This window comes from Ensifer adhaerens, assembly GCF_002940685.1.
In the GTDB taxonomy this organism is placed as follows: Bacteria; Pseudomonadota; Alphaproteobacteria; order Rhizobiales; family Rhizobiaceae; genus Ensifer; species Ensifer adhaerens_E.
Window position 1 is genome coordinate 1 of the sequence record NZ_PNFP01000070.1, and the last position, 653, is coordinate 653.

Annotated in this window: 1 rRNA gene; it reads left to right on the forward strand. The window is 39.1% G+C overall.

Annotation, left to right across the window (positions count from 1 at the left end):
- Positions 1 to 465, forward strand: a 23S ribosomal RNA gene (locus C1A35_RS36535); the annotation flags it as partial.
- Positions 466 to 653: the final 188 nt, after the last annotated feature.

The window sequence follows — 653 nt, forward strand, 5'->3', positions numbered from 1 at the left end:
ACTGAATTGAAGCATCTTAATAAGTGGAGGGAAAAGAAAATAACGATGATTTCCTGAGTAATGGCGAATGAAAAGGAAGGACCGAGCCCAAGCCGAGAATTTGCGCCTGGCGGGAATGCTGCGCAAAGATGTAGTGTAAACGAAAGGCCATGTGCGTAATACCAATTGATTACTTTGCGGAATTCAACACGGCTTGCGCCGTTTTGTTTGGAAAAATGAAGAATATAGGGTGATACTCCCGTACGCGAAGCGAATAAAACTTGGTATAGCGAGGCATCGTGGTCGAAGCCCCGTGCTTCCTTTGTGAACGAGTCAAGTTGCTTGAGAGTGCAGCTTAAAGAAGATTTTTATTAGGTGGTATACTCCATCTGAGGCTAAATAGCGATTTGTGAGAGACCGATAGCGCACAAGTACCGTGAGGGAAAGATGAAAAGAACTCTGAAAAGAGAGTTCAAAGAGCTTGAAGTTGTTGAAATGGAAGGAATTTGATTGCTAAAAAAATAAATTATTCTTATTCGGATGAAACTCTGTTTTTTTCGGGTTAAATAATTTTTTTACGGAAAAACAATTTATGTACTTTTAAAACGTGATTGGAGTGATCACAAAAATGCGCACATTTTTTTGTGCTCTTTTTTTTGATATTCAGTTGAAAT